The 26,247-nt window shown below is 70.3% G+C and carries 24 protein-coding genes and 2 tRNA genes; 4 read left to right on the top strand and 22 right to left on the bottom strand.

Going from position 1 to position 26,247, the window contains the following annotated elements; translation table 11 throughout:
* The first annotated feature begins 353 nt into the window (after positions 1–353).
* Together ACZ7HQ_RS01485 and ACZ7HQ_RS01480 are read left to right on the top strand one after the other, a co-directional pair.
* Positions 354–1,628 carry a cytochrome b/b6 domain-containing protein gene (locus ACZ7HQ_RS01485; protein WP_470983200.1) on the top strand — a complete coding sequence of 425 codons (1,275 nt, stop codon included), beginning with the start codon at positions 354–356 and terminating at the stop codon, positions 1,626–1,628.
* Entirely contained in the window at positions 1,625–3,235 is a 1,611-nt protein-coding gene (locus ACZ7HQ_RS01480) for an NADH-ubiquinone oxidoreductase-F iron-sulfur binding region domain-containing protein (protein WP_470983197.1), read from the top strand. Before ACZ7HQ_RS01485 ends, ACZ7HQ_RS01480 begins: the two co-directional genes overlap by 4 nt.
* Before the next feature lie 117 nt (positions 3,236–3,352).
* Here ACZ7HQ_RS01480 and ACZ7HQ_RS01475 read toward each other — a convergent pair.
* Positions 3,353–3,425: transfer RNA gene (locus ACZ7HQ_RS01475), tRNA-Ala, on the bottom strand.
* A 103-nt stretch (positions 3,426–3,528) separates the two neighbouring features.
* On the opposite strand from ACZ7HQ_RS01475, the gene ACZ7HQ_RS01470 reads away from it, so the two are divergent.
* A complete protein-coding gene (locus ACZ7HQ_RS01470) occupies positions 3,529–4,773 on the top strand; it encodes a glycosyltransferase 87 family protein (protein WP_470983195.1) in 1,245 nt (414 codons plus the stop codon).
* Here the strand turns inward: ACZ7HQ_RS01470 and ACZ7HQ_RS01465 are convergent.
* The 9 genes from ACZ7HQ_RS01465 to ACZ7HQ_RS01425 form a co-directional block, all read right to left on the bottom strand.
* Positions 4,742–4,975 (bottom strand): hypothetical protein, encoded by a 234-nt coding sequence (locus ACZ7HQ_RS01465; protein WP_006136074.1) that lies wholly within the window; start codon positions 4,973–4,975, stop codon positions 4,742–4,744. The two genes, ACZ7HQ_RS01470 and ACZ7HQ_RS01465, sit on opposite strands and share 32 nt — an antisense overlap.
* 3 nt (positions 4,976–4,978) lie before the next feature.
* Entirely contained in the window at positions 4,979–5,152 is a 174-nt protein-coding gene (locus ACZ7HQ_RS01460) for a hypothetical protein (protein ID WP_014672673.1), read from the bottom strand.
* A 262-nt stretch (positions 5,153–5,414) separates the two neighbouring features.
* A tRNA-Ala gene (locus ACZ7HQ_RS01455) sits at positions 5,415–5,487 on the bottom strand.
* A 116-nt stretch (positions 5,488–5,603) separates the two neighbouring features.
* Positions 5,604–6,272, bottom strand: a complete 669-nt coding sequence (locus ACZ7HQ_RS01450) for a histidine phosphatase family protein (protein WP_470983192.1) — start codon at positions 6,270–6,272, stop codon at positions 5,604–5,606.
* Positions 6,272–6,715, bottom strand: coding sequence for a ribosome silencing factor (gene rsfS / locus ACZ7HQ_RS01445; RefSeq protein ID WP_470983189.1), 444 nt, complete (start codon positions 6,713–6,715; stop codon positions 6,272–6,274). Before rsfS ends, ACZ7HQ_RS01450 begins: the two co-directional genes overlap by 1 nt.
* Before the next feature lie 100 nt (positions 6,716–6,815).
* The gene (locus ACZ7HQ_RS01440) at positions 6,816–8,531 is read right to left on the bottom strand and encodes an LCP family protein (protein WP_470983188.1); all 1,716 of its coding nucleotides are present in this window, start codon (positions 8,529–8,531) and stop codon (positions 6,816–6,818) included.
* Positions 8,532–8,547: 16 nt separating this feature from the next.
* A complete protein-coding gene (gene nadD / locus ACZ7HQ_RS01435) occupies positions 8,548–9,234 on the bottom strand; it encodes a nicotinate-nucleotide adenylyltransferase (protein ID WP_470983185.1) in 687 nt (228 codons plus the stop codon).
* A 56-nt stretch (positions 9,235–9,290) separates the two neighbouring features.
* A complete protein-coding gene (locus ACZ7HQ_RS01430) occupies positions 9,291–9,455 on the bottom strand; it encodes a hypothetical protein (protein WP_470983183.1) in 165 nt (54 codons plus the stop codon).
* A 121-nt stretch (positions 9,456–9,576) separates the two neighbouring features.
* The gene (locus tag ACZ7HQ_RS01425; RefSeq protein WP_470983181.1) at positions 9,577–9,741 is read right to left on the bottom strand and encodes a hypothetical protein; all 165 of its coding nucleotides are present in this window, start codon (positions 9,739–9,741) and stop codon (positions 9,577–9,579) included.
* Positions 9,742–9,842: 101 nt separating this feature from the next.
* On the opposite strand from ACZ7HQ_RS01425, the gene ACZ7HQ_RS01420 reads away from it, so the two are divergent.
* Positions 9,843–10,934, top strand: a complete 1,092-nt coding sequence (locus ACZ7HQ_RS01420) for a M48 family metallopeptidase (protein WP_470983179.1) — start codon at positions 9,843–9,845, stop codon at positions 10,932–10,934.
* Positions 10,935–10,994: 60 nt separating this feature from the next.
* Here the strand turns inward: ACZ7HQ_RS01420 and ACZ7HQ_RS01415 are convergent, their stop codons facing one another.
* The 12 genes from ACZ7HQ_RS01415 to rplU form a co-directional block, all read right to left on the bottom strand.
* Positions 10,995–12,065, bottom strand: coding sequence for an SCO2583 family membrane protein (locus ACZ7HQ_RS01415; protein ID WP_470983176.1), 1,071 nt, complete (start codon positions 12,063–12,065; stop codon positions 10,995–10,997).
* Positions 12,066–12,154: 89 nt separating this feature from the next.
* The gene (locus tag ACZ7HQ_RS01410) at positions 12,155–12,721 is read right to left on the bottom strand and encodes an SCO2584 family spore wall biosynthesis protein (RefSeq protein WP_470983174.1); all 567 of its coding nucleotides are present in this window, start codon (positions 12,719–12,721) and stop codon (positions 12,155–12,157) included.
* Positions 12,722–12,863: 142 nt separating this feature from the next.
* Positions 12,864–14,150, bottom strand: a complete 1,287-nt coding sequence (locus tag ACZ7HQ_RS01405) for a glutamate-5-semialdehyde dehydrogenase (protein WP_470983172.1) — start codon at positions 14,148–14,150, stop codon at positions 12,864–12,866.
* 170 nt (positions 14,151–14,320) lie between these two features.
* A complete protein-coding gene (locus ACZ7HQ_RS01400; RefSeq protein WP_470983170.1) occupies positions 14,321–14,746 on the bottom strand; it encodes a hypothetical protein in 426 nt (141 codons plus the stop codon).
* Between the two features lie 169 nt (positions 14,747–14,915).
* On the bottom strand, positions 14,916–16,022 hold the full coding sequence (proB, locus tag ACZ7HQ_RS01395; protein WP_470985144.1) for a glutamate 5-kinase: 1,107 nt from the start codon (positions 16,020–16,022) through the stop codon (positions 14,916–14,918).
* A 274-nt stretch (positions 16,023–16,296) separates the two neighbouring features.
* Positions 16,297–17,511 (bottom strand): glycosyltransferase family 2 protein, encoded by a 1,215-nt coding sequence (locus ACZ7HQ_RS01390; protein ID WP_470983168.1) that lies wholly within the window; start codon positions 17,509–17,511, stop codon positions 16,297–16,299.
* A 263-nt stretch (positions 17,512–17,774) separates the two neighbouring features.
* A complete protein-coding gene (locus ACZ7HQ_RS01385) occupies positions 17,775–19,898 on the bottom strand; it encodes a hypothetical protein (protein WP_470983165.1) in 2,124 nt (707 codons plus the stop codon).
* 135 nt (positions 19,899–20,033) lie between these two features.
* A complete protein-coding gene (locus ACZ7HQ_RS01380) occupies positions 20,034–21,530 on the bottom strand; it encodes a D-ribitol-5-phosphate cytidylyltransferase (RefSeq protein ID WP_470983163.1) in 1,497 nt (498 codons plus the stop codon).
* A 458-nt stretch (positions 21,531–21,988) separates the two neighbouring features.
* A complete protein-coding gene (locus tag ACZ7HQ_RS01375; RefSeq protein ID WP_470983161.1) occupies positions 21,989–23,536 on the bottom strand; it encodes an alkaline phosphatase D family protein in 1,548 nt (515 codons plus the stop codon).
* 212 nt (positions 23,537–23,748) lie between these two features.
* Positions 23,749–25,197: a GTPase ObgE gene (gene obgE / locus ACZ7HQ_RS01370; RefSeq protein WP_470983158.1), complete on the bottom strand. Its 1,449-nt coding sequence runs from the start codon at positions 25,195–25,197 to the stop codon at positions 23,749–23,751.
* A gap of 151 nt (positions 25,198–25,348) precedes the next feature.
* Entirely contained in the window at positions 25,349–25,603 is a 255-nt protein-coding gene (gene rpmA / locus ACZ7HQ_RS01365; protein ID WP_023550764.1) for a 50S ribosomal protein L27, read from the bottom strand.
* A gap of 14 nt (positions 25,604–25,617) precedes the next feature.
* Positions 25,618–25,938: a 50S ribosomal protein L21 gene (gene rplU / locus ACZ7HQ_RS01360; RefSeq protein ID WP_009188585.1), complete on the bottom strand. Its 321-nt coding sequence runs from the start codon at positions 25,936–25,938 to the stop codon at positions 25,618–25,620.
* Positions 25,939–26,247: the final 309 nt, after the last annotated feature.

The following is a 26,247-nucleotide window of genomic DNA, read 5'->3' as shown; positions in this document are numbered from 1 at the left end:
CAGCGCGGCCCGCTAAGCAGAAGGCGTACGGCACGCATGGCGTTAGGGTACCGCAGGCCTCCAGCAAGCCGCGACGGGCTTCGGCGAGGCGCGGCGGAGCGGCCCGAGCGAGGCGCGACGGGCTTGAGCAAGGCGCAACGCGCTTCCGTATCCCTTGTGGACATGCCAGGAAGCCCTGCCGGAACTGAACCAAGGTCAAGGATTACTTCGCGTACCGTCCCCTAAGGGACATCACCCCAGTCACATTGTCCGTTGATAACAACGCAATAACTCAAACCCCGTACTGATCGGTATGGCGCCACTTAGAGTTCGGCAGCGGGACCGCTTTCCCGAAACTGCTCGGAGTTGCCCCCATGAACCCTCGTCGTAGTACCAGCTCCCTTCCCAAACCGGGCCGCTCGGCCTATGGGGTGGCGTCGGCTGTCGTCCTGCTGCTCATACCCGTGGTCGTGCTGGTCGGAGGCAACCAGTTCCGCGACTTCCTGAACTTCGGCGCGGGCGTCCTCTCCCTCGTCTCGCTCAGCTGCTCGGTGATCTGGGGTCTGTTCGCCCAGGACCGGATCTTCCTCAACACGCGGCAGCGGATCGTCGGCCAGGCGGTGCACCGGACGACGGCGGTGGCCTCGATCGCGTTCCTGCTGCTGCACATCACCACGAAGGTCGCGCTCGGCCACACCCAGCTGATCGCCGCGATCATCCCGTTCTCGCTCGGCGTCACCGGGATCGGCGGTCTGATCGGGCTGGGCTCGCTGGCGGGCCTGCTGATGATCTTCGTCGGCGTCACCGGCGCCCTGCGCAGCAACTTCGCCACACCCGCCCCCGTCGCCGCCCGCTGGCGCGCCATGCACATGCTGGCCTACCCGGCCTGGTGCGCGGCGCTGATCCACGGTCTCTACGCGGGTCGCTCGGCCAAGCCGGTCTTCGTGATCCTCTACAGCCTGTCCCTGCTGGGCGTGATGGGCGCCCTCGCGCTGCGTGCCGCCCCGCGCCCGGTCAAGCGCAAGGTCGCCGACCGGCTGGTGGCGCTGTTCGGCAGCTCGGAGCGGTCGGTCCTCGACGAGCTGGACGCCAGCCGTTCCCGGGTGGCCGACTCGGCAGCGACGGGCTTCGAGGGCCGGCGCGAGCCGAGGGCGGCGGCCGCCCCTTCCGCGCCGCTGTACCAGTCCCCCGTCACACCGGCGGCGGAACCCGCGTCCGGCTTCGCCGCCGCCTACCGCGCCGTCTCCACACCGGGCCGTTCCCAGCAGCCGTACGCGGCCGGCCAGACCCGTATGGATCTGCCGCTGGACCTGCAGGCCACGGAGGCCATCCCGCGCGTGGACGGCCCCTCCAGCACGTCGGGCAGCTGGCCGGTCCCGTCCCCGCCGCCGGTCGGCGAGGCCCCGCCGTCCGCGTACGACCCGTTCCAGGACACCGGGCAGACCATCCCGGTCTACGGCAACGCGGACACCTCCGCATACAGCGGAAGTGACATGTACGACACCCGTGAGACAAGCGGCCTGTATGGCGCGTACAACCCGACTGACACGTACAACAGCGGTCCCGCTACCGAAACGCTGCCCGGCGCGTCGTTCGACACACCGGGTTCGGGCGAACCTTGGAACATGCCGTCCGGAGGCTTTAAGTGAACGAGGCCCTGCCCGACGTACCCGAAGTCCGCGTGGTCGGCCTTCCCCAGCTCACGTCGGGCTTCGACCTTGTGGAACGACTCGACCTGCCCATGCACCTGAAGGTGCACGGGCCGCTCGACCCGCTCGGCGGCGAGCAGCTCGCGCAGCTCGCCGAACGCATCAACCTCAAGGGCCGCGGCGGCGCGGGCTTCCCCTTCCACAAGAAGCTGCGCTCGGTGGCCGAGTCGGCGATCAAGCGCGGGGTGCGGCCGGTCGTCGTGGTCAACGGCAGCGAGGACGAACCGGCCTGCCGCAAGGACACGGTGCTGATCAACCGCGCCCCGCACCTGATCCTCGACGGCGCGCTGCTGTGCGCCGAGGCGCTCGGGGCGCGGACGCTCGTGATCGGCGTCACGCGCGAGTCCACACAGCGCTCGATGGAGGCGGCGCTCGCCGAACGCGGGCTGAGCAACAGCCGTAGATCGGCGCTCCGCGCGTGGGTGCAGCGCAACCCCGTGAGGATGGTCACCGGGGCCGCCGCCTCGCTGATCCGCTCGGTCGACGGCGGCCCGGCGATCCCGCCCGGCCGCAAGATCAGCGCCTCGCAGAGCGGCGTCGGCGGCGCGCCCACGCTGCTGTCCAACGCCGAGACGTTCGCACAGCTGGCCATCGCCGCCCGCATCGGCCCCGAGCGCTACGGCAACACCGGCCTGTACGACGAGCCGGGCACCGTCATGCTCACGGTGTCCGGTGCGGTCGCCCGCCCGATGGTGATCGAGGTCCCCACGGGCGTACCGCTGCGCTACGTGCTGCAGCTGGCGGGCGCCCCGCCGGTGCCGCAGGGCGTGCTGACCGGCGGTTACCACGGCAAGTGGATCGACGCGGCGACCGTCAACGAGGCGATCGTCTCCCGCAACTCGCTGGACGCGGTGGGCGGTTCGCTGGGCGCGGGCGCGATCCTGCCGATCAGCCAGGACACCTGCCCGCTGGGCGAGTCGCTGCGGGTGGCGCAGTGGCTGGCCGAGGAGAGCGCCGGTCAGTGCGGTCCCTGCTACCTCGGGCTGCCCGCCGCCGCGCGCGGCATGGAGGACATTCTCAACGGCGGCGGGCCGGCCGCCCTGGAGGCCCTGAAGCAGGTCGCGAAGAACGTCAAGCGCCGTGGCGCGTGTTCGCACCCGGACGGCTCGGCGATGTTCCTCGAGTCGACCATCAAGGCGTTCACCGACGACCTGGCCGCACATGTCCTCGGAAACGGCTGCGGACGGCCCGTGGAGGGCGTGCTGCCGCTCTTCGAGGGAGGCAAGGCCCCGACGGGCATCCCGGGCGGCGCAGAGCCCGAGGAGACCGGCGGCAGCCGCCAGAAGATCTACGTCGACTGGACGCTGTGCCGGGGCCACGGACTGTGCGCCGACATCCTCCCCGAGGTGTTCGAACTCGGCGCCGACGGTTTCCCGACCGTCGCCCAGGCGCAGGTGCCCCGGTACGCGGAGGCGAAGGCACTGCGCGCGGTGCGCCGCTGCCCGGCACTCGCCCTGCGCATCGAGGAGGACACGCGCGGGCAGGCACCGTCCCGGAACCTGCCGGTCGTCTCCCAGGGCCGCGGCCGGCGCGCCCTCGGCCGCTGAGCACACGAAAGGGGGCGGGTCACCGAGCCGGGTGACCCGCCCCCTTTCGCTCGGCCGTGTCCTTGCGGAACACGCCGAAGGCGGACCATCCTTCGGATGATCCGCCTTCGATTTCTGTGGAGCTAAGGAGAATTGAACTCCTGACCTCCTGCATGCCATGCAGGCGCTCTACCAACTGAGCTATAGCCCCTTGTTCTGTTGTCTCGCCCGGTTCCCCTGGCGACGACGTAAACATTACAGGGCCCCACGCGCAGCACCAAATCGGTTTCGGGTCCGCACCGATACGACCGCTAATGTCAGCTTTCGTGCCCTTGATCGTGTCGTCAGCAGCCCACCGCCGGGTGCCGGTCGCGCCGGTGGTGTGCCTGGTGTCCTTCGCGGCGTTCTGGGCCGCACAGCGGGCCGCGCACGTGTCGATGATCGATCTGATGGTGTACCGGGCAGAGGGCGCCACCGTGCGCGCCGGCGGCGACCTGTACGCGCTGCGGACGACGGCCGCGCACCTGCCCACCACCTACCCGCCGTTCGCGGCCCTGCTCTTCACCCCGCTGACCCTGCTGGACACCGCACCCCTGCGCGTCCTGGCGACGGCCGGGAACCTGGCGCTCCTGGTGGTCTTCGTACGGCTGTCGCTGAAACTCGTCGGCCGCACGCGCGTGGACGCCGTCTGGTGGGCCGCGGCGACGGCCGTATGGTGCGAGCCGGTGTGGACGACCCTGCGCTACGGCCAGGTCAACCTGCTGCTCGCCGTCCTGGTGCTGTGGGACCTGACCCGCCGCCACGCAGGCCGGTACGCCTCCTTGGCCGGAGCGGGGCTGGGGCTGGCCGCGGCGGTCAAGCTGACGCCCGCGCTGTTCGCGGTGTTCCTGCTCGTGACAGGAGTCGTGGCGCACCTGCGCGGCGGGGACGCGGGGCCGTGGCTGCGGCACGCGCGCGGGGCGGGCGTCGCGTTCGCCGGGGCGACGCTGCTGGCGGCGGCCGTCCTGCCGTACGACTCGTGGCGGTTCTGGACGGACATGGTGTTCCGCGCGGGGCGGGTAGGACACGCCGAGGACACCGCCAATCAGGCCCTGCGCGGCGTTCTGGCGCGCGTTCTGCACACGCCCGCCCCGGGAGTCCTCTGGATCGCCTGCGCGGCCGTGGCGGCCGCGCTGGGCCTCGGGGCCGCCGTGGCGGCGGAGTTGCGCGGGCGGCGGGACTGGGCGGTGTGCGCCTGCGCCGTCACCGCGCTGCTGATCAGCCCGGTGTCGTGGACGCACCACTGGGTGTGGTGCGTGCCACTCGTGCTGCTGCTCTGGTCGCACGGGCCCAGGACCGTGGCCCTGGGTGCACTGCTGGCCTTCTGCTCGTACGCCCCGTGGTGGGTGCCGCACGGAACCGGACACCCTGAACTGCACCAGGATGTCCTGGAATTGACGCTTTCGTCCCTCTACGGTGGAGTCGGCGCGCTCTTCCTCGTACTGGCCCGGACATCGTTGCCGGAACGCGGCGGCGACGCGGCCTGCGTCAAGCCGTCACGAAGGAGTAGAACCGTTTGAGTGTGCAGTGCTCCTCGAGGAGGCGGCCGTAGATCGGCTCGCCCTCCAGCTCCCGGTACGTCTCGATCGGGTCGCCTTTTATGATCAGCGCCCGCGCGCATTCCTCGCACCAGTACTGGTAGTCGGGATTGATCGGCTCCATGTCGCGGACGATCGGTGTACCGCTCCCACACCAGTCGCACTTCCGCCTGTGTGCACCCATCGATCAGCTCCAGCTGTGGCCGCAGGCCGTGCACACGTAGGAGATCCCGCCGTTGTCGCCGAGGACCTGGGCGACGTGCGCGGAACCGCAGGAAGGGCAGCTCAACCGGGTGGTCGTGTCCCGTATCAACGCCGCACCGAGGAGGTGGCCGACCTCCTCGAGGATGCTCGCAGGCATCGCTACTCCCTCCCGTCGGGCCGCGCCCCCTTCCGGCCGTTTGATTCTGCCACGGCCGGAGCAATACGGTCAGCGACGCCTCAGTACCAGTCCGGACACGGCCGCCGAGAACGCCTCCGCAGAGGTATACGGGCGCAGCGTCCCGAGTGACTCAAGCCGGTTCAGGGACGGTGTGCCTGCCGGTGCATGCAGAAGGTCCCGCCCCCTGACGGGGACGGGACCTTCATCACCGATCTTGACGACTCAACAGAGTGTCGATCAGTGGAGCTAAGGAGAATTGAACTCCTGACCTCCTGCATGCCATGCAGGCGCTCTACCAACTGAGCTATAGCCCCTTGCCACACGGCGGAGCCGTATGGTGTCTCGCTCCCGCTCGGCGGGGCGAACAAGAAGAACTTTAGCCTGTGACCTGCCAGAAAGTGAAATCCGGGGGCCGGGAGCCTGTGCCGGCTCAGTCGTCGTCGCCGAGGACGGGCTCCGGGAGGGTGCCCGCGTTGTGCTCCAGCAGGCGCCAGCCGCGGGCGCCCTCGCCGAGCACGGACCAACAGCAGTTGGAGAGGCCGCCGAGACTCTCCCAGTGCCGGGCGTCCAGGCCGAGGAGCCGGCCGATGGTGGTGCGGATGGTGCCGCCGTGACTGACGACGACGAGGGTGCCGTCCTCGGGCAGCTTCTCGGTGTGCCGCAGGACGACGGGTGCGGCGCGGTCGGCGACCTCGGTCTCCAGTTCGCCGCCGCCGCGGCGGACCGCCTCGCCACGCTTCCAGGCGGCGTACTCCTCGCCGTGGCGGGCGATGATCTCCTCGTGCGTCAGCCCCTGCCAGACGCCCGCGTAGGTCTCGCGCAGGCCTTCCTCGCGGGTGACGTCGAGGCCGGTGAGGGCGGCCAGCTCGGCGGCCGTGTTCGCCGCCCGCTGCAGGTCCGAGGAAATGATCGCGTCGGGACCCAGCGAGGCCAGCAGCCGGGCGGCACGGCGGGCCTGACCGATGCCGGTCTCGGTCAGCGCGACGTCCGTGCTGCCCTGGAAGCGACGCTCGACGTTCCAGGCGGTCTGGCCGTGCCGCCACAGGATGATGCGGCGGCCGCGGCTCTTGCGGTCGGTCACCTCTCCGGTGGCGCTCATCACCACTCGCCGCCCGGCTCCTGGTCGGCCTCGGCGGCCTGCAGCTTGGCGTGCTCCTCGGCCTTGCCGCGGGTGGCCTTGGCGTCGGCGGGCAGCTCCAGCTCGGGGCAGTCCTTCCACAGCCGCTCCAGGGCGTAGAAGACGCGCTCCTCGCTGTGCTGGACGTGCACGACGATGTCGACGTAGTCGAGCAGGATCCAGCGGGACTCGCGGTCGCCCTCGCGGCGCACCGGCTTGGCGCCGAGCTCCTTCAGCAGGCGCTCCTCGATCTCGTCGACGATGGCCCTGACCTGGCGGTCGTTCGGCGCGGACGCGAGCAGGAAGGCGTCCGTGATCGACAGCACGTCACTGACGTCGTAGGCGATGACGTCGTGGGCGAGCTTGTCGGCCGCCGCCTGGGCGGCGGTGTTGATGAGGTCAAGAGAACGATCGGTGGCGGTCACTACGAAGCTTTCGGTCGGCGGTCACTGGACCTCAAGGGTCTCACGGACCGCCCGGCGCACCCCACGTGATTACGGTGGCACGTGGGGTGCGCGGGACCCGTCAGGATGCGGCGGGCCTGTAGTCCTGGCCGAGGACGACCGAGACGTCGGCGCCCGAGGAGACGGCCCCCTTGGTCACGGAGCCGGCGGGCAGGCCGAGGGTCTTGGCGACCTCGGTGGCGTCCGCCTTGTGGGAGGCGTCCGAGTAGACCACCTTCGAGGCGGCCTGGGTGCCGGAGGCGTTGCCGCCCTCCAGGAAGGTGAAGCCGCCGTTGAGCAGCACCACCCGGGCCTTTTCTGTGTCGTCCTTCACACCGGTGGCGTTCTGCACGGAGACCCGGACCGCGGAGCCGGCGTCGGGGCTCTTGGCGGTGCCGCCGAGGATGTCCTTGACCACGCTGTCGCTGGTGTTCGCGGTGAGGGTGCCGTCGGCCTGCACGGGCAGCAGGGCGGTCTTGTAGGCACCGCTCTTGGCGAGGTCGGCGAGCTTGGCGAGGAAGGTGCCGAGGTCCCTGTCGGTGAGCGGCGGGTCGAGGATCTGCGCGAGGGTCTGCACGGTGGTCGTGACCGACGACGGGTCGGAGGACAGCTTGCGCAGGACGCCCTGCATGACCTGGCCGAACCGCTCCAGCTGGGCGTTCTGGGTCTCGCCGGTGGCCCGGTAGGTGGCGTAGGCGACGGCCATCTTGCCGCTGAGGGTCTGGGCGCTGCCCTTGTGGACGAGCGGCTCGGCGCCCTTCTTCTTCGCGTCCGGGTCGGGCACGTCGGTGTTGGTGTCGATGTCGATGTTGCCGACCAGGTCGACGAGGTTCTGCAGGTAGGGGGTGTCGAGGCGCCAGGTGCCCTGGATGCTGGTGCCCAGGACGGTGTCGAGCTGGTCGCGGGTGCCGGAGGCTCCGTCGTCGTCCACCGACTTGGCGAGGGTGGTGGTGGAGCCGTCGTCGTCGCTCAGGGCGAGGGAGTTGGGCAGCAGCACGGTGCTGCCCTGCTTGGTCGTGGTGTTGTCGACCAGCAGCGCCGTGGAGGTGCCGCCCTTGCCGGTGTTGTGCAGGTGGAGGACGATCACGTCGCGCTTCTGGGCGCTGACGGGGGTGCTCGCGCCGGGTTTCGCAGCGGAGGAGGACAGGCCGGGCAGTTTGCCGGCGTACCAGAGGTAGCCGACGCCGCCGACGGCGACGAGGGCGAGGACGACGAGGAAGGCGATGATCCGGCTGCGGGCGCGGCGGCGGGCCTCCTCGCGGCGCTCGGTGCGGTTCTCGGTGAACTTCAACCAGTCGATGACGTCCTCGGAGTCGCCGTCCGGCTCCTCGGCGAACGCGAACTGCTCGGTGCCGTGGTCGCGTTCGCCCCCGCCCCGCGGCTCCTCGGGCTGTGGCGGGGCGTGCGGGTGCTCCGCCGGACCGGCCTGCTGGGGGATGTGGGCGGTCTGCTCGGTGACCCGGGGCTGCTGTCCGCTGCTCGCGGCCTGCCCGTAGGGGTCGTAGCCGGTGCCGTGCTGGGCACCGGTGCCGTAAGGGTCGTAGGGGCTCTGGGAACCGTACGGGTCGTACGACGGTGCGGGCCGGCCGGAGTCGTAGGTAGGCACCGGCGGCTGCTGTCCGGTGGCGTAGGGGTCGTAGCCGTAGCCCTGCTGCTGGGCGTACGGGTCGTAGGTCGCCTGCTGAGCCTGCTGTGCCGGTACCTGCCGGTACATCGGCTGGCCGTACTCGTCGTAGCCGACGAGTTCGTACGGGCCGGCGCCGTAGCCGCCGTCACCCGCGTCGTATCGGTCGTTCACCGGTGCCCCTCTCGGCTCACTCGCCGCGGTACAGCTGGCGCTTGGCGATGTAGCGCACGACTCCGTCCGGCACCATGTACCAGATGGGGTCTCCGTTGGCGACTCTCGCACGGCAGTCCGTGGAGGAGATGGCCATGGCCGGCACCTCGACGAGCGAGACGCCGCCCTCCGGCAGACCGGGATCGGTCAGGTGGTGGCCGGGCCGTGTGACGCCGATGAAGTGGGCGAGGGAGAACAGTTCCTCGCTGTCCCGCCAGGTCAGCAGCTGGGCGAGGGCGTCGGCGCCGGTGATGAAGAACAGGTCGGTGTCGGGGTTGAGGGCACGCAGGTCGCGCAGGGTGTCCACGGTGTAGGTGGGGCCGCCGCGGTCGATGTCGATGCGGCTGACGGAGAACTGGGGGTTCTCGGCCGTCGCGATGACGGTCATCAGGTAGCGGTCCTCCGCCGGGGAGACCTTCCGGTGGGACTTCTGCCACGGCTGGCCGGTGGGCACGAACACCACCTCGTCCAGCTGGAACTGCGCGGCGACCTCGCTCGCCGCCACGAGGTGCCCGTGGTGGATCGGATCGAACGTTCCGCCCATGACACCGAGGCGCCGCTTGCCCGTGTGCGCGGGGCCGTCGCCCGGTCCGTCCTGCGGGTGCTTCGCCGTGTCGTCGGCGGTCTCGTACGCCGGACCGGTAGGCATGTCCTGCTCTCCCATGCGTGCAGACCCTACCGGCCCGGTCTCGGGCGTCCCGCGGGGGACGGGGTCCCCGCTCAGCGGTCGCGGTTGAAGCGGGTGGTGATCCACAGCAGCAGGAGCAGGATGACCAGGGCGCTGCCGCCGGTGATGGCGGGGTTGAGGCTGTTGTGGTTTCCGCCGTGCTGCTCGCCCTCGGCGGCGAGGGTGACCAACTGGGCTGCGGCGCTGTGGAAGCTCATCTTCGGCAGGACCTATCGCGTGTGGGCGGGATAAAGACGTCGGCTCATCGTATGCGGGTGGCCCCGTGGCGATCACGCCGACTCCTCCGTTGGGGACGGCCACCGGAACTTCCGGCCGTTGTCAGTCGTCTTTCCTCTTGTAGCCGCGCAGCAGGAACCAGGCGGTCAATACACAGCCCAGGGCCATGACGACCAGCACGATGCGGAGGAGGTTCCCCGAGCCGTGCTGCTGGACGGCGCTCGAGGCGGCCTCGGTCAGCCAGGCGGCTGCGGGGTGGTGTTCCATGAGCGGACTCCTTCGGCTGTACTGCCCGTCCACGGTATCTCCGCCTAGGCTGGGCCCCGCCTCGGGGGCACAGTGGCACTCACACGCACATGGGGGAAGACATGTCCGACGACGGCCCGCAGCAGACGGGGCACGAGCGCGTGCCGAGCAGGCAGCGCAGGCGCTTCCCGGGGATCTCCTCGCGTGCCTACGAGCATCCGGCCGACCGCTCGGCGCTGGTCGCGCTGCGCAAGCTGAGCGGCTTCGACACCGTCTTCAAGGCGCTCAGCGGGCTGCTGCCCGAACGGAGCCTGAGACTGCTGTTCCTGTCCGACTCGGTGCGCGTCTCCGAGCGGCAGTTCCAGCACCTGCACGACATGCTGCTGGACGCCTGTTACATCCTGGACCTGGAGAAGGTCCCGCCGATGTACGTCACGCAGGACCCGCAGCCGAACGCGATGTGCATCGGTCTGGACGAGCCGATCATCGTCGTCAGCACGGGGCTCGTGGAACTCCTCGACGAGGAGGAGATGCGGGCGGTCGTCGGGCACGAGGTGGGCCACGCGCTGTCCGGGCACTCGGTGTACCGCACGATCCTGCTGTTCCTGACCAGTCTCGCGCTGAAGGTGGCCTGGATCCCGCTGGGCAACCTCGCGATCATGGCGATCATCACGGCGCTCCGGGAGTGGTTCCGCAAGTCGGAGCTGTCCGCGGACCGGGCGGGGCTGCTGGTGGGGCAGGACGTCCGGGCGTCGATGCGGGGCCTGATGAAGATAGCGGGCGGCAACCACCTGCACGAGATGAACGTGGACGCGTTCCTGGAGCAGGCCGAGGAGTACGACTCGGGTGGCGACCTGCGCGACTCGGTGCTGAAGATCCTGAACGTACTGCCCCGCTCGCATCCGTTCACCACCGTGCGGGCCGCCGAGCTGAAGAAGTGGGCCGAGTCCCGCGACTTCCAGCGGATCATGGACGGCCACTACGCGCGGCGTGACGGCGACAAGGACACGTCGGTCAGCGACTCCTTCCGCGAGTCGGCGGCCAGCTACGCGAGCGATGTGAAGGGCTCCAAGGACCCGCTGATGAAGCTGGTCACGGACCTCGCGGGCGGCGCGGGCGACCTGGGCGGCCGGGTCCGCCGAGGCTTCGAGGGCTTCAGGACCCCGCCCCCGCCGAAGGAGGGCCCGACGGACACCCCGCGGGACGAGGAGTAGGGCCTCTCCTCTGCCCCGCCGTTCCCCCGCCGTCCCACCCCGGTTCCGCAGAGCGCCCCGCTAGACCTTCGGCTGGGCTCCAGCGGCCAGCGTCCCGCACAGGGCCGTGGGGCTGTCCTTCTCGTAGGGGTTGGTGCCCGCGGGGCCGCCGGTGCGGGCCCTCTGGCCGGCCAGGAGGGGGCGGAGGTAGGAGGCGGAGTCCTCGGCACAGGCGAGAGGGCCCGCCTCGACGTAGGCCGTGACCAGCTGGACCTGGTGGGTGCGCAGGTCGTCGCGGGTGAAGCGGAAGGTCAGCTCGCGGCGGACGGTGAACAGGGACACGAGGGCGTTCGCCGCGGCGCCGGTGGGCCGCAGGGCGTAGACGAAGGTGTGGTCGGCGGTGACCTCCAGCGTGCCCGAGTCGGCCTCGGTGGCCTGCAGGTCGCCCTGGACGCGGATCCGGTCGTCGGCGAGCTGGACGCGGGAGGGATCGAGGCGGACCAGCCAGCCGGTGAGGGCGTGCCGGCCGTCCGCTGCCGGGTGGTGGAGGCTCTGGTCGAACTGGTCGAGCTGATCGGCGTCGAGGAGGGCCTCGGCGGGGCGCACCTGGCGGCCGGTGAGCACCTCGGGGTAGAGCGAGGAGCGGACGATGTAGTCCTTGGCGGTGGTGAGCGCGGTCACCACCTGGCTGTCGGAGAAGTGGGCGGTACTGCGGGCGGCCGGCAGGGGTATGCCCTCCGCGCCGGCGTCGTACGGGGCGGCGGGGCTGCGCGCGTACAGGCTCTCGGCGTCGGTGGCGCCGGGCACCTTGCCGATCGGGGCGAGCGGGATCACCGTGATCCGCAGGGGATCCGCGGTGCGCCGGGCCTGGGGGGTGCTGTAGGGGTGGCGGACGCCCATGTAGACCGCGGTGCCGAAGGCGATGGCGATCAGCACCACGAGGATCAGGACCTGCCGGGTGAGGCCGCGGTGCAGGGGCGGGCGCCGGCGTACGGCGGGGGCGTGGTCGGTCATCCGCTCCTCGGCGGAGTACTCCTGGAGGCGGGCAGCGCGGACGAACGACTCGTCGAACACGACGGATCGGTACTCGTCCTCTCCACCTACGGGGCCGCCCTCGGGTGTGCCCTCCGGTGGGTCTCCAGGCCCGCCCATACTTTCAGAGTAGGTCTCGTGGGCCTCAGGTAAACGCCCTGCTACACGACAACTTCTGACAGGTGCTCACCAAGAGTGGGGGCGGGCGTTCACGGGGAGCGCGGGATGGCCGAGGCCGCCGGCTGGGAGGTCTCGGCGGAGGCGGAGGGGGCGGCGGCGCTGCCCTGCTCCAGACCGGTCGAGGCGGGCGTGGGTATCCCGTCGCGGGTGTCGCCGGAGCCGCCCCGGTAGACGGCGGCGAAGGCCAGGGCGACCATGCCGATGCCCATCACGACGGCGAGCACCCAGGCCACCGGGCGGTGCCAGCGGACCTGTTTGCCGTATCCGGCGAAGTGGCGGTCGCCGAGGACGTTGGTGTCCTCCAGCTCGTCGTCGTCCGGATCTTGACCGAAATCGGTCCCGTCGGGGCCGTAGGCGTCGTCGTAGCGCTCGCTCCGGGCGTGGGCGCGGCGGGCCTCCGCCTCGGAGGCCTCGGCTCTGGCCTGCGCGGCGGCCAGGAGGCGTTCCACGGCGGTCGGCTCGTGGACCGTGGCCGCCTGTATGAAGGCCTCGTCGAAGACCACGGAGGCGAACTCTTCGTCCGACACCCCGTGGTCGTGGTCGTCGTCGGGCTCCCAGCCGTCAGGGAACGGCGTGCCCCCCACGTCCTCCGGCACGGATCCAGAGTAGACCTGGGGGGTCAATTTGGGCAGACGGTAGGGAAATTCATCCGCCTGATGAGACACCTTTCGGACGCGCGGGCGCCCCCGCGGCCCGGCGGCGACCACTCCGCGGGACGTACGGCCGAACGGGTGAGCCTCAGGGGCGCACGTGGCCGTCGCCGGTGACGATGTACTTGGTGCTGGTCAGCTCCGGCAGGCCCATCGGGCCACGCGCGTGCAGCTTCTGGGTGGAGATGCCGATCTCCGCGCCGAAGCCGAACTGGCCGCCGTCGGTGAAGCGGGTGGAGGCGTTGACGGCGACGGTGGTGGAGTCGACCCGCTGGGTGAAGCGCCGGGCGGCCTGCTGGGAGGTGGTGACGATCGCCTCGGTGTGGCCGGAGGTCCACAGCCGGATGTGCTCGACGGCCTTGTCCAGCGAGTCCACCACGGCGGCGGCGATGTCGTACGAGAGGTACTCGGTCTCCCAGTCCTCGGCCACGGCCTCCACGACCGTCGCCTTGGAGTCCTTGGCGTAGGCCAGCACGCGCTCGTCGGCGTGCACGGTGACGCCGGCCTCGGCGAGGGCGTCGAGGGCGCGCGGCAGGAACTCGGGGGCGATGTCCTGGTGGACGAGGAGGGTCTCGGCGGCATTGCAGACGCTGACCCGCTGGGCCTTGGAGTTGATCAGGATGTCGATCGCCATGTCGATGTCGGCCTGGGCGTCGACGTAGACGTGGCAGTTGCCGGTGCCGGTCTCGATGACGGGGACGGTGGACTCGCTGACCACGGTCTGGATGAGGGAGGCGCCGCCGCGCGGGATGAGGACGTCGACCAGGCCGCGGGCGCGCATCAGCTCGCGGACGGACTCGCGGCTCTCGCCGGGCACGAGTTGGACGGCGTCGGCGGGCAGCCCGGCGCCGCCGACGGCGTCCCGGATGACGCGGACGAGGGCGGTGTTGGACTCGTAGGCGGAGGCCGAGCCACGCAGCAGGACGGCGTTGCCGGACTTCAGGCAGAGGGCGGCGGCGTCCACGGTGACGTTGGGGCGGGCCTCGTAGATGATGCCGACGACACCGAGCGGGACGCGGACCTGGCGCAGGTCGATGCCGTTGGGGAGGGTGGAGCCGCGGACGACCTCGCCGACCGGGTCGGGCAGCTTCGCCACGTCGCGGACGTCGGAGGCGATGGCGCGGATCCGCTCGGGGGTGAGGGTGAGCCGGTCGACGATGGCCTCGCTGGTGCCGTTCTCGCGGGCCTTGGCGACGTCCTTGGCGTTGGCCTCGACGATCTCGCTGGTGCGGACCTCCAGGGCGTCGGCGATGGCGAGCAGCGCGTCGTCCTTCTCGGCGCGCGGGAGCGGCGCGAGGTCGGCGGCGGCGGCCTTGGCCCGGTAGGCGGCCTGGGTGACCGGGGACATCGAGTCGTACGGCGAGAGCGTGGTCATGGGGGAAGGGTAGTGCGCGGCGGGGCACCGTTCAGCCGTCGTCCCACACCGCGAGACACCCCAAAAGGGATGAACCGTCGCGCGGAGGTCCGGGGTCACCCTGGACTGCCCGACCGGCTCCCGGCCGCGCTTCCCGGCCCGGTCATTCCGGTCCGGTCATCCCGGTCCGGTCAGAAGGGATGCACGCCGACGGGCGTGGCCGGTGCCGGGCCGTAGCCCTCGGCGATGCGGTGGTGGTAGGTCTCGCGGTCGATGACCTCCAGGCCGACGATCTCCCAGGCGGGCAGCCCGGCGCTCTGCCGGTGCTCGCCCCACAGGCGCAGCGCCACGGCGGCGGCGTCGTGCAGGTCGCGGGCCTCTTCCCAGTACCGGATCTCGGCGTGGTCGGGGGCGTATCTGCTGGTCAGCAGGAAGGGGTGGTCATGGGCCAGCTGTTCCAGGGCCCGGCGCAGGTCGGGCAGGGGGACCTGCGCCCCGGAGACACTGAGGGTGACGTGCCACAGCCGGGGCAGGTCCGTGGGCTCCTCGTAGGCGTCCCCGGCCGCGACGCTCGTCAGAGCCCCGCGCGACGTCGCCCCAGGGCGCGCTCGTCTCACGACGGCCTCCTTCACGCATGGCTCGCTCGGCCCCTTGATGGAACGTGTTCCTGCAACATGTCCCAGAGACAAAGTTGAGCAGGCCGCCGGGCTCCGCGTGGTGGTTTTACGGAACGTCCCCCACCGGGGTCGGTCCTTACGCCCCGTTCTACCCGTGGCTTCGCGGGTGTCACGCGTGCAGGAGCACCAGGTCGTCCCGGTGCACGACCTCGCGTTCGTACGCGGGACCGAGCTCGCGGGCCAGCTCGCGGGTCGAACGCCCGATCAGCCGGGGAATCTCCTTGGCGTCGAAGTTGACGAGCCCCCGGGCCACCGCCCGGCCCGCCGTGTCGCGCAGTTCGACGGGGTCACCGGCGCTGAACTCCCCCTCCACGGCGGCGATTCCGGCGGGCAGCAGCGACGTGCGGCGCTTCACGACGGCGTCCACCGCGCCGTCGTCCAGGGTCAGCGCGCCCTGCGGGGTGGAGGCGTGCTGGAGCCACAGGAGCCGGTCGGCGGAGCGCTTGCCGGTGGGGTGGAAGTAGGTGCCGGTGTCGCCGCCGCCCAGCGCGTCCGCCGCGTGCACGGCACTGGTCAGCACCACGGGGATGCCGGCGGCGGCCGCGATCCGGGCGGCCTCGACCTTGGTGACCATCCCGCCGGTGCCGACGCCGGCCTTGCCCGCGCTGCCGATCTCGACCTCGGCCAGGTCCTCGGGTCCGCGCACCTCCGCTATCCGGGACGTACCGGGCTTGCTGGGGTCACCGTCGTAGACGCCGTCGATGTCGGAGAGCAGGACGAGGAGGTCGGCGTGGACGAGGTGGGCGACCAGGGCGGCGAGGCGGTCGTTGTCGCCGAAGCGGATCTCGTCCGTGGCGACCGTGTCGTTCTCGTTGACGATCGGGAAGGCACCCATCGCGAGGAGCTTGTCGAGGGTGCGGGAGGCGTTGCGGTGGTGGGCGCGGCGGCTCATGTCGTCGCTGGTGAGCAGGACTTGGCCGACACGGACGCCGTAGCGGGCGAAGGACGCGGTGTAGCGGGCGACGAGCAGGCCCTGGCCGACGCTGGCGGCGGCCTGCTGGCGGGCGAGGTCCTTGGGGCGCCGGCGCAGTCCCAGCGGGGCGAGGCCGGCGGCGATGGCGCCGGAGGAGACGAGCACGATCTCCCGCTCGCCGCCGCTGCGGATCTTGGCCAGCACGTCGACCAGCGCGTCCACCCGGTCGGCGTCCAGGCCGCCGGCTGCGGTGGTCAGCGACGAGGAGCCCACCTTGACGACGATCCTGCGGGCCTCGCCCACGGCCTGCCTTGCCCTTGCCACCTTGCCCTCTGCTCCCCTCTTGCTCCCGGACGGGATACGGGTCCCCGTACGGCAATCTACGCGAAGTGGATCGCTGCCCGCCCACCGGTCCAGCGTCCGGACAGGCGTCGCGTAGCCGTTCGCTCACTGTCTGCGTACGGAAGAAGGCTGCACGGGTGGTCTGCGCCCCTGGGGCGCTCCCGGCGCTCAGGTCCCGGCGTCACGGCGGGACGCCGTCACGGCGCCCGGCGTCACGCCGCTCAGGCGCCCGCCGTCACGCCGCTGCCGCCTTGAAGTCCTTCGCCGACATCATGCGCCGTACCTTGCGCAGCGCGCGGCGCAGGAAGGAGTTGGCCGCGGCCTCACGGTAGCCGGGGAAGACGCGGGCCTCGCGGGGCTCGGCGAGGTAGATGTCGTCCGCGATGCCGGCCTTCTTGGACCGGAAGTGCGGGTAGACGAGGTAGACGCGGGTGCCGCGCTTCTCCAGGATCGCGGGGGCCTGCTTCTTCGCCCGGACGAACTCGACGACGTCCAGCAGCAGATCGGCGCGCTGCAGGGCGACCAGGTGCAGTCGCAGCCGCTCGTGCACCTTCAGGCGCCGGGCCACTCCGGGTGTCCAGTAGGCGTCCATCAGCGGCTTGGCCAGCTCCAGCTTGTGCCGGCGGACCTCCTCGCTGTCCTTGAGGAACTTCGGCCCGAACTGCGGCAGCAGGGTGATGAGGAAGGGCCGGATCATCAGGAGGTCGCGCTTGTCGCCGGCCGGGACCATGTCGGCGATCAGCTTCATCAGGGCGCGCGCGGAGTCGAAGCGCAGGGTGTAGCTGCCGCTCTTGGTGACGTGCTTGCCGTCGTCGCGGCCGACCAGGTAGTAGCAGGGGTAGTCGGCGAGGACGGAGACGCCGTCCGCGCGCAGGTACGCCTCCAGGGTGAACAGGGCGTCCTCACCGGTGAACAGCGACTCGTCGAAGCGCATGCCGTGCCGGTCCAGCAGCTCACGGCGGAACAGCTTCTGCGCGCTCAGCGTGAACTTGATGTTGGAGGAGAAGACGTCGGTCCGGCCGAGGGTCTTGCCCCACATGGACTTCGGCGGCGTGCGGTTGATGCCCTCGACCTTGCCGAGCACCACGTCGGTGCCGTTCTCGTCGGCCATGGCGACCATGCGCTGCAGGGCCTCGGGGCCGAGCCGGTCGTCGGCGTCCAGGAAGAAGACGTAGCGCCCGGCCGCCTTGCCGAGGCCGACGTTGCGGGGGCCGCTGGGGCCGCCGGAGTTCTCCTGGTGGATGACGGTGACGGACATGGGGGCGCGCGCCGCGAACTCGTCCAGGCACTCGGCGGTGCCGTCCGTGGAGCCGTCGTCGACCGCGATGACCTCCAGGCGTGCCGGGTCGATGGTCTGGGCCTCGACGGACGCCAGGCACTCCACCAGGTACGGCATCGCTTCGTACGCCCCGATGATCACACTCACATCAGGCTGCGTCACGACGGTCACTTTTCCCCCTTGTCAACGGAACATTCCCGGAACATTCCCCGCGTTTCACCTTATTGGCAACGTGTTAGACGGACTTCCCATGGAAGCGGTTGCCCTGCGTCGGACAAACAGTGACGTAGGTCACATAGGATTCGCTCAGTATGGACCACCTGGCTGCCGCCCTACAGTACGTAGGGCCGGTAAGAGGTGCTCCTCGCCGGTAAGAGACACACCAAGGGCCGGCCCCGGGATCGCCCCCGGGACCGGCCCTCGTGACGGCGCGGTCAGCCCGCGTTCACCTCGTCCGGGTCACCGGCGGACGCGGTCCGCTGTCCGGGCACCGCGTTGGTCAGCTCGGCGGTCTCGGCGGGGTCGGCGTTCGCGGCGCCCGGCCGGGACTGCTGGCCGACGTTGCGGGCCTCGGCCTTGAGGGCCAGGTCGGCCACCGCGGCGTTGAACCGGTCGATGGACGTCGGCTCGTCCGGACCGAGCAGATACTGCTTGAGCTCCTTGCGGGCGTCCTTCAGCGGGTCGGCGGACGGGTCGCGCAGGGCGTCCAGCAGGCCGCCCAGCTCGGACGCGTCGTTGGACAGGATCACCGCGGCGCGCACGGCCGTGTTCTGCCGCTTGAACTCCTCGTGACCCAGCTCGCCGGAGTCGGTGACCGCGTACGGCTTGCCGCTCGCGATGAAGTCGGAGACCACCGAGGAGATGTCGGAGACCATCGCGTCGGAGACGTTGAAGCAGTCGTACAGGCGCGGCTCGGCGCCCGTGATGACACGGTGCTCGTACGACGGGAAGGAGCGCCAGTAGGCGGTGTTCCACTCGGCGCGCAGCCGGGCGATCTCCTCGTGCTTCGCCACGTCGACGACGCCCTCGCGGGTGGCCTCGGCCTCGTCGCCCTTGTCGCCGCCGGCCGCGGCCAGCTCGGCGAGCCGCGCCTCGATGCGGGCCAGCTCGCCCTTGGCCTGGGCCGTGGCGTCGGCGTCGGCGGTGAAGCCGGAGCCGGCGGCGCGCTCGGCGGCGGCCTTCTCGACCAGCGCGGTGATGCGCCGGTGCGCGGCGCCGGCCTGCTTGCTGACCGTGCCGGTGAACGGGTGCGGCTTGTACAGGACACGCACCGGCGGATCGGCCTTGACCAGCTTCTTCACGATGTTCTCGCCGGCGAGCACGATCGAGGTGTTGCCGGGGTTGCCGTCCCAGCCCTCCCAGGTCGGCGCGTAGAGAACCGTCGGGATGCGTCCCTCGGGCACGCCCTGCCAGGTCTGGATCGGGGCGAGCTGCGGGCGGCCGACCTCGACGATGTCCTCGTCGCGGACGCCGACGTCGGCGATGGCGTAACGGTCGCGGCCGGCCCGGCCCGCGGTCCAGACCTCGTCGTAGACCTTGCTGAACGGGTTGACACTGGCGAGCTTGTCGCTGTCGCCGTGGCCGATGAACACGTGCTTCATGGTGGGCACGCGCAGCAGGTGGATGTTCTTGCCGACGTTGGCCGCGTACAGCGCGACGCGCACCTGGGACAGGTCCAGGTTCATCAGGTGCACCCCTCCGGGCACGCAGATGACCGGGACCGTGGTCGGCGCGAGGTTGTTCAGGATGACCCGCTCACGCAGGATGATCAGCGGCCGGCTGTCCAGCTGCTCCATCGTTTCCAGCCACATGTTGACCTGGTACGCGGAGTCCTTGGAGCCGGAGAAGTACAGGACCGTCTCGGGCTTGTAGGAGGCCAGCCAGTCGTCGACCGCGGCGAGCACCGTGTCGGCCTTCGGCGGGATCTTGCGGCCGCGCACGTACGGAAGCAGCACGGCGACGTACAGGGAGCCGAGGAGGACGGTGAGGCCTATGCCGACGAAGCCCGGGGCGGCCGGGGAGTCCTGTCCCGCGGAGATCACGATGCCGGTCATCGCGAACAGGTCCAGGTGCAGCATCTTCTCCGCGCTGCGGTTCAGCAGGCGGCGCGACGGGGCGTCCGGGATGCGGATCCGGGACTTCAGGTCGATGTTGCGGGTGGCGACCGGCATCCGGCGGCGGTTGCGGATGAGGGTGACCAGCGCGCCGTGCGGGGCCTGCAGGCCGTAGAAGGCGATGAAGCAGGCGACGGCGCCGTAGTAGATCAGGTCGTCCGCGTGCGAGAGGCGGGCCAGCAGCAGGATCAGCAGCAGCTGCCGGATCAGGAAGCGGATCGACAGACCCGCCCGGATCTTGCTGAGGCGGTTGATCAGGTAGCTGCCCTTGCGGTGCAGATAGTGGTCCGCCAGGTACGTCACGGCGGCCAGGGCCGCGAAGGCGGGAACGCTCGGGACGAGCGCGGCCAGCATGAGCGCCGGGAAGCCCAGGATCATGAGGGCCGCCGCGGTCAGCTCGGCCGCGCTGCCCACCCGGGCGACGCGAATAGCGGTGGATATCACGGAGAAACCTGCTCTGGGAGGGGAGTGCCGGTTTTGTTCATAAATGCCGGGGATGTACGGATTCAGGCCTCTGCTAACGCCCGGTAAATGAGCGACGGCAGAGGCCTGAATTCCCTTAAAGCTATTGACGAATTATTACATGCCGCCCTGGCGGTCCAGAACAGTGGCCAACGCCTGCTCGAAACCGGAGGCCGTGGCCGCTCCCGCCGTCGGGTCCTGCTGGCGGACGTCGATGACGTGGCCGGTCAGCTCGGACAGCAGCACATCCAGGGACGTACGGGCCACGGCCTCGGAGGAGAGCAGTGAGCCCGCGGGCTCCTGGCCGAACGCCTTGGTGCGCATCGGCGTCGCGGTGCGCTCGGGGTTGATGCAGTTGACGCGGATGCCGTCGCCGGCCCACTCGTCGGACAGCGCCTGGGTGAGGTTCACCATGGCGGCCTTGGTGGAGGAGTACAGGGAGTACTCGGCGCGGCCGCGGGTGTAGCTGCTGGAGGTGTAGAGGAGCAGCTGGCCGTTGGTCTCGGCGAGGTACTTGTAGCTGGACCGGGCGATCTGCACCGGGGCCAGGTAGTTGACCTTCAGCGCCTCCTCGATGGTGGCGTTGTCGGTCTCGGCGAGCTTGCCGATGCGCAGCACGCCCGCGGTGTTGACGACGTAGTCGATCCGGCCGGTCTCCGCGTACGCCTTGGACAGCGCGTCGTCGACCTCCTCCGGGTTCTCCACGTGGGTGCCGGTGGTGGAGCGGCCCAGCGCGTAGACGTTCGCGCCGTAGGACCCGGCGAGTTCGGCGATGTCCTTGCCGATGCCGTAGGAGCCGCCGAAGATCACGATCGTCTTGCCGGTGAGCAGCTCGCGGTAGGCCTCCTCGCCGTTCTGCTCGGGCGCGGCGGTGGAGGCGAGCTGGAACAGCTTGTCGGCGATGAAGACGTCGACCGGCTGCGTCACCTTCATGTTGTACTCGTCGCCCGCGACGACGTGGATCGGCACGTCCGGCAGGTACTTGAGCACGACGGAACAGTCGTCCGTGGCCTGGAAGTTGGGGTCGCCCGCGGCGACCTCGTAGGCGCGGCGGATCGTGGACAGCTTGAAGGCCTGCGGGGTCTGACCGCGGCGCAGCCGGGAGCGGTCCGGGATCTCGGTGATGAACTCGCCGTCCTCGCCGTGCGTGCGCGTCACGATGATCGTGTCCGCGGACGGGATGGCGACGTCCACGGCCTGGTAACGCTCCAGCGCGGCCACGCAGTCGTCGATGACGCGCTGCGACAGCAGGGGGCGTACGGCGTCGTGGAAGAGGACGTTGCGGTCCTCACCCTCGGCCAGGCCCTCCCCGAGGGCGGTGATGGCGCGCTCGGTGGTCTCGTTCCGCGTCGAGCCGCCCTCGATGATCTTCTTCACCTTGGTGAAGCCGGCCTTGGCGACGATCTTCTCGATGTCCGGCACGTAGCCCGGCGCCATCAGCACGATGACGTCGTCGATCGAGTCCGCCTTCTCGAAGGTGGTCAGGGTGTGCTCGATGACTGCCTTGCCGGCGATCTTCAGCAGCTGCTTGGGGATCGACAGACCCACCCGCTGACCGGTGCCACCGGCCAGGATCACTGCGGTGGTACGGGGCTTGGCTATGTGCTGGGACACAGGTGACCTACCTTGGGGCGACAGGGAACCGTGAAATGGTCCCACTTCCGGTAAGCGCAGTGCAAGGTGAGTGACATCCCATGCATATGTGAGCGCCACCTGTCATTCACCTGGCACGCCCGGTGATTGGGCCGGGGCCCCGCGAACGCCCGTGAATTTGCTGTGAGTAAGTCCACAGGTCCGGCACGGGAGCCCCGCGCCGGACGGAAGCCCGCGCGGCCGGTGCGGGGCGGTGTCACGATCTTCACGTCCCCGGGCACGGCAGAACACGCGTTCTTCATATCCGGCGGTCCATTGCCACGGAATTCCACATCAAGATTCCGCAGCATTTCGGTCTCGGCGCGACCAAGGAACCGATTCCCGTACGACGGCTCATGTGGTCCGCTTACCCGGGACACACGTGCGAGCACCGTGGGACTCCGGCGAGTCCCACGGTGCTGTTTCGTGCCGTCCGGCCGTCAGACCACCTGTACGCCCGGTTCGTCCGCCTCCACCCGCAGCCGGGCCAGCGTGCTCGCCGTGGCCTGCGGCCTGACGACGGTGTCGACGACGCGGACCTGGGCGTCGATGCCGTCGCGGCGGATGTCGAAGAGGTGGTAACCGCGGTGGGCGTCGATCACCTTCCAGTGCGGGTTGTCCGCCTTCAGCGGGTCCCACTGGGCGTGGAAGGCGTCCTGGTCCTGGTCGCCGTTGCTGGAGACGGACGTACCGACGAACTCGGCGCCGACGACGTCGGAGTCCGGGTCGGCGAAGTCCTCCTTGAGATCGCTGATCATCGTCAGGTGCCGGTCGCCGCTGAGCACGACCGGGTTGCGGACGCCGGCGAACTCCTGCAGCAGGGCGTTGCGCTCGACCTGGTAGCCGTCCCAGGCGTCGTAGTACCAGAGCTTGCCGTCGCCGAGCAGCAGATCGGTCTCGGCCATCATGATCTGGGAGGCGATCAGGTTCCAGCGGGCCGGGGAGTCGCGCAGCCCGTCCAGCAGCCACTGCTTCTGCCCGGCGCCCAGCATGGTCATCGACGGCGACTCGGCGCCCTCCTGCGTGGTCGCCTGGTCGCTGCGGAACTGCCGGGTGTCCAGCACGTTGAGCCGCGCCAGCCGGCCGAACTCCAGGCGCCGGTACATCTGGATGTGCGGGCCGTCGGGGATCGCCGAGGCCCGCACCGGCATGTGCTCGTAGTACGCCTGGAAGGCCGCGGTCAGCCGGGCCACGAAGGCGTCGTGCGACTGTTTGTCCGGGTCCTGCGGGATCTCGCCGGCCCAGTCGTTGTCGACCTCGTGGTCGTCGAAGGTGACCACCCAGGGCGCGTTCGCGTGCATCGCGGTCAGATCGGGGTCGGTCTTGTACTGCGCGTACCGGTTGCGGTACTGGACGAGGGTGTACGGCTCGTCGCTGCCCTCATGCCGGCGTACGGCGGTCGCGGAGGGTCTGGACTCGTAGATGTAGTCGCCCACGAAGAGTACGACGTCGGGGTCCTGGGCGAGCATGTCGGCGTAGGGCGTGAAGTAGCCGTGCTGCCAGTTCTGGCAGGAGGCGAGGGCGACGCGCAGCGAGCCGCCCCGCTGGTACGGATGGGGCGCGGTGCGGGTGCGGCCGGTGGGCGAGAGCTGTCCGCCGGCCCGGAAGCGGTACCAGTACGGGCGGTCCGGGCGCAGCCCGCGGACGTCCACGTGGACGCTGTGGCCGAGTTCGGGCCGGGCCTGGGCGGTGCCCCGGCAGACGGTCCGGTGGAACCGTTCGTCCTCGGCGAGTTCCCACTCCACGGGGAAGACGGCCTCGGGCATGCCACCGCCGTTCAGCGGATCGGGCGCGAGTCTGGTCCACAGCACGATGCCGTCGGGCAGCGGGTCGCCGGAGGCGACGCCGAGGGTGAACACCCCGTCGGGGAGCGGGGGGCCGGCGGCGCGGGCCGTGCCAGGCAGCCACAACTGGGCGGAGGCCGCGGCGCCGAGGACGGCGGCCCCGGCGGTCAGAAAGCGGCGGCGGTCGGGCGATGGTGCGGTCATGCGCTGACTCCCTTGCCGGTGGCCTCTTCGGACAGGGGGAAACTCCCACGGCCGGCCGGTCCGCCTGCTGAACGAAGTCAATCGCGAGCATGACAAAAGAGCAGACAAACAGAAGACCCGTCACGACACGAGAGAACCCACTGAAAACCCTCGTGGCGTAACGGGTCTGACGACAGGTCGGTTACGAGCCGAAGCCCGCCGACCGAGCAGTCCTACTCGAACGGGTCGAAGTCGTCGTACTCACGCAGCACCTCGTCCCGCTCGGCCTGCTTGTCCCTGCGACGCTGTGCCGCGGGCCGCTCCGCGTCGAAGCGGTGGTCCTCGCCGCGGCGGCCCAGCATCTCCGCGCCGGCCATGACCGTCGGCTCCCAGTCGAAGACGACCGCGTTCTCCTCGGGACCGATCGCGACACCGTCGCCGCCCCGGGCGCCCGCCTTCATCAGCTGCTCTTCCACGCCGAGGCGGTTGAGCCGGTCGGCGAGGTAGCCGACGGCCTCGTCGTTGTTGAAGTCGGTCTGGCGCACCCAGCGCTCCGGCTTCTCACCGCGCACCCGGAACAGCGGCTCGCCGCCGACCTCCTCGCGGGTGACGGTGAAGCCCGCGTCGTCCACGGCCTTGGGCCGGATGACGATCCGGGTCGCCTCCTCCTTCGGCTTCGCGGCGCGCGCCTTGGCGACCAGCTCACCGAGCGCGAACGTCAGCTCGCGCAGCCCGATGTGGGCGACGGCCGACACCTCGAAGACGCGGTAGCCGCGGGCCTCCAGATCGGGGCGGACCATCTCGGCGAGGTCCTTGCCGTCCGGCACGTCGACCTTGTTCAGGACGACGATCCGGGGCCGGTTGTCCAGGCCGCCGTACTCCCGCAGTTCCGCCTCGATGACGTCGAGGTCGGAGAGCGGGTCGCGGTCGGACTCCAGGGTCGCGGTGTCGAGGACGTGCACCAGCACGCTGCACCGCTCCACATGCCGCAGGAACTCCAGGCCGAGGCCCTTGCCCTGGCTGGCGCCCGGGATCAGACCGGGGACGTCGGCGATGGTGTAGACGGTCGAACCGGCGGTGACGACACCGAGGTTGGGCACGAGCGTCGTGAAGGGGTAGTCGGCGATCTTCGGCTTGGCCGCGCTGAGCACGGAGATCAGCGAGGACTTGCCGGCGCTCGGGTAGCCGACGAGGGCCACGTCGGCGACCGTCTTCAGCTCCAGCACGATGTCGTGCAGGTCACCGGGCTCGCCGAGCAGCGCGAAACCGGGGGCCTTGCGGCGGGCGGAGGCCAGCGCCGCGTTGCCGAGGCCACCGCGGCCGCCCTGTGCGGCGATGTACGACGTGCCGTGGCCGATGAGGTCGGCGAGCACGTTGCCCGCCTTGTCCAGCACGACCGTGCCGTCCGGCACCGGCAGGACCAGGTCCTGACCGTCCTTGCCGGAGCGGTTGCCGCCCTCGCCGGGCTTGCCGTTGGTCGCCTTGCGATGCGGCGAGTGGTGGTAGTCGAGCAGCGTCGTCACCGACTGGTCGACGGTGAGGATGACGTCACCGCCACGGCCGCCGTTGCCGCCGTCCGGGCCGCCGAGCGGCTTGAACTTCTCGCGGTGTACGGAGGCACAGCCGTGACCTCCGTTACCCGCGGCGACGTGCAGTTCGACGCGGTCCACGAAGGTGGTCATGGTTCAGTGCCTCCAGAAAATTACGGGTATGTCAGTTGTCAACCCATGGGTTCACGCGAACACACTGGTCAACACGCGAAAGGCGGACCCGCCTTCCCGACCGGGAAGTGAGGTCCGCCTCGCGAAAGCGTTCGGCGCTGAATCAGGCGATTCAGGCGACCGGAACGATGTTCACGACCTTGCGGCCACGGTGGGTACCGAACTCCACCGCACCGGCCTGCAGCGCGAACAGCGTGTCGTCGCCGCCACGGCCGACACCGGCGCCGGGGTGGAAGTGGGTGCCGCGCTGGCGGACCAGGATCTCACCCGCGTTCACGACCTGACCGCCGAAGCGCTTCACGCCGAGCCGCTGGGCATTGGAGTCGCGACCGTTCCGGGTGGACGATGCGCCCTTCTTGTGTGCCATGTCTCCTCAGTCCCTTACTTCGCAGCCGTGGGGATCGACGTGACCTTGATCGCCGTGTACTGCTGGCGGTGGCCCTGCCGACGGCGGTAGCCGGTCTTGTTCTTGTAGCGCAGAATGTCGATCTTCTGGCCCTTGTGGTGGTCCACGACCTCGGCCTGGACCTTGATGCCGGCCAGCACCCACGGGTCGCTGGTCACAGCGTCGCCGTCGACAACGAGCAGGGTCGAGAGCTCGACCGTGTCGCCAACCTTGGCAGTGGAAATCTTGTCAACCTCAACGATGTCGCCGACAGCAACCTTGTGCTGGCGACCACCGCTGCGCACGATGGCGTACACGCGGATCTCTCTTTCGCTCGAAGAAACGGCACCCCCGAAGGCCAGCCGCCCCACAACGCATGGACGACCTCTCCCGGCCCCGCCTGGCGTCCGGGAGGATGAGGTTTACGGGGATGTGGCGTGCTCAGTGACACGCCGACGGTCAAGGTTACGGGGCACGGCCGAGGGGGTCAAACCGGGCCCCGGGGGTGGGGGGGGGGGGGGGGGGGGGGGGGGGGGGGGGGGGGGGGGGGGGGGGGGGGGGGGGGGGGGGGGGGGGGGGGGGGTGTGTTTGGCTGTGCTTCTTTCCGGTTTGTTCTGTTTGCGTTC

Source organism: Streptomyces sp. NPDC037290, from assembly GCF_055603245.1.
Note: the sequence above shows the minus strand (reverse complement) of the source record. Positions and strands in the feature narration are given on the sequence as shown.

Bases quoted from the DNA above. Each gene is read 5' to 3' on its own strand.
- ACZ7HQ_RS01420 (WP_470983179.1), top strand. From the start codon at position 9,843: ATGTCCGACGACGGCCCGCAGCAGACGGGGCACGAGCGCGTGCCGAGC.
- ACZ7HQ_RS01430 (WP_470983183.1), bottom strand. From the start codon at position 9,455: ATGAGCTTCCACAGCGCCGCAGCCCAGTTGGTCACCCTCGCCGCCGAG.
- ACZ7HQ_RS01460 (WP_014672673.1), bottom strand. From the start codon at position 5,152: ATGCCTGCGAGCATCCTCGAGGAGGTCGGCCACCTCCTCGGTGCGGCG.
- ACZ7HQ_RS01470 (WP_470983195.1), top strand. From the start codon at position 3,529: ATGTCAGCTTTCGTGCCCTTGATCGTGTCGTCAGCAGCCCACCGCCGG.
- nadD (WP_470983185.1), bottom strand. From the start codon at position 9,234: ATGGGAGAGCAGGACATGCCTACCGGTCCGGCGTACGAGACCGCCGAC.
- rpmA (WP_023550764.1), bottom strand. From the start codon at position 25,603: ATGGCACACAAGAAGGGCGCATCGTCCACCCGGAACGGTCGCGACTCC.
- ACZ7HQ_RS01425 (WP_470983181.1), bottom strand. From the start codon at position 9,741: ATGGAACACCACCCCGCAGCCGCCTGGCTGACCGAGGCCGCCTCGAGC.
- obgE (WP_470983158.1), bottom strand. From the start codon at position 25,197: ATGACCACCTTCGTGGACCGCGTCGAACTGCACGTCGCCGCGGGTAAC.
- ACZ7HQ_RS01485 (WP_470983200.1), top strand. From the start codon at position 354: ATGAACCCTCGTCGTAGTACCAGCTCCCTTCCCAAACCGGGCCGCTCG.
- ACZ7HQ_RS01450 (WP_470983192.1), bottom strand. From the start codon at position 6,272: ATGAGCGCCACCGGAGAGGTGACCGACCGCAAGAGCCGCGGCCGCCGC.
- ACZ7HQ_RS01405 (WP_470983172.1), bottom strand. From the start codon at position 14,150: ATGACCACGCTCTCGCCGTACGACTCGATGTCCCCGGTCACCCAGGCC.
- ACZ7HQ_RS01415 (WP_470983176.1), bottom strand. From the start codon at position 12,065: ATGGGCGGGCCTGGAGACCCACCGGAGGGCACACCCGAGGGCGGCCCC.
- ACZ7HQ_RS01465 (WP_006136074.1), bottom strand. From the start codon at position 4,975: ATGGGTGCACACAGGCGGAAGTGCGACTGGTGTGGGAGCGGTACACCG.
- ACZ7HQ_RS01375 (WP_470983161.1), bottom strand. From the start codon at position 23,536: ATGACCGCACCATCGCCCGACCGCCGCCGCTTTCTGACCGCCGGGGCC.